Annotated in this window: 1 protein-coding gene and 1 pseudogene; both read left to right on the forward strand. The window is 36.2% G+C overall.

Going from position 1 to position 1,318, the window contains the following annotated elements; genetic code table 11:
* On the forward strand, window positions 1-391 hold a 391-nt coding region (locus AB5935_RS25025), incomplete at its 5' end, for a PCMD domain-containing protein (RefSeq protein WP_368327759.1).
* A gap of 14 nt (window positions 392-405) precedes the next feature.
* Window positions 406-1,188, forward strand: a pseudogene (locus AB5935_RS25030) (porin family protein).
* The last annotated feature ends 130 nt before the right edge of the window (window positions 1,189-1,318 follow it).

The following is a 1,318-nucleotide window of genomic DNA, read 5'->3' on the forward strand; positions in this document are numbered from 1 at the left end:
TAAAGGATATTATAAATTTAAAGCTGGGGAAGTTTATTCTGTAGAAGGACAGCCACAAACCGGAAAAAGGGACAAATGTGATATTTATGCTGTTATGTATGAGGCAGAAAATAATTCTATCATGCTTAATGGTGATAACGTATTTAACTCTGATAAATTGGTATTATTAGCACGAATAGAACCTGAAGATATTGTTGAATCAGATGAATGGAATGAGTTTACTATACATTTCGAATCAGTAAAAGGACGAGAAATTGACGATACGAAACTACAAAACGGTAAATATAAATTAGGTATTGTACTATCATCCAGCGTAGATGGCGCCTATTTTAGAGGAGCTGTCGGTAGCACTCTATACGTTGATGAGCTAGAACTTATTTGTAAAGAATAAATAAAACTAACACAATGAAAAAATATCAATCAATCAATATCATAGTTGTGCTGCTATTTGTAAGCATATTCACAGCTCAAGCACAGGAAGAAAGAAACCAAGGTATCATCTGGTCTTATTTACATGGATGGGAATATGGAATAAAAGCCGGTTTCAATATTGGTGGAACTTCACCATTACCTCTACCAAAAGAAATCCGTAAAATTGATAGTTATGCACCAGGAATCGCAATTTCAATTGAAGGTAATGCGACGAAGTGGTTCGATCCCAAATGGGGGATGACTGTAGGAGTGCGACTTGAAAATAAGAATATGACCACCGAAGCTACCGTAAAAAATTACGGTATGAAAATTATCAACACCAATGGTGGAGAATTACAAGGATTATGGACAGGAGGAGTAAAGACCAAAGTTAAAAACTCATATCTGACAATTCCGGTGGTTGCTAACTATAAGATAAGCAAGCGTTGGAAATTGTCTGCAGGTCCATACATATCATACCTCATCGAAGGAGGATTCTCCTGACATGTATACAACGGTCATTTACGTACCCCGGACCAAACAGGTTCACGAGTTGTTTTCTCTGGGGAAAGCATAGCTACCTATGATTTTTCCGAAAATCTCCGAAAATTTCAATGGGGACTACAACTAGGCGGCGAATGGAGAGCATTTAAACATCTAAATGTATACGCTGACTTAACGTGGGGGATGAATGATATTTTCAAAAAAGATTTTGATACAATCTCATTTGCCATGTATCCTATTTATTTGAACGTGGGATTTGGATATGCATTTTAGCATATTGTTTTATACTAAACGATCCAGAATATTGTGTCAATAGAAAACTACGGGAATTCTTCTCGTAGTTTTTTATTTATGTATGGGCTAAATCAATAAATACAGGGTAGTATCGTAAGCGTCTCTGCGT

The sequence above is a fragment of the Phocaeicola sp. RTP21198st1_B8_RTP21198_201120 genome, assembly GCF_040929485.1.
Classification (GTDB): domain Bacteria; phylum Bacteroidota; class Bacteroidia; order Bacteroidales; family Bacteroidaceae; genus Phocaeicola; species Phocaeicola dorei.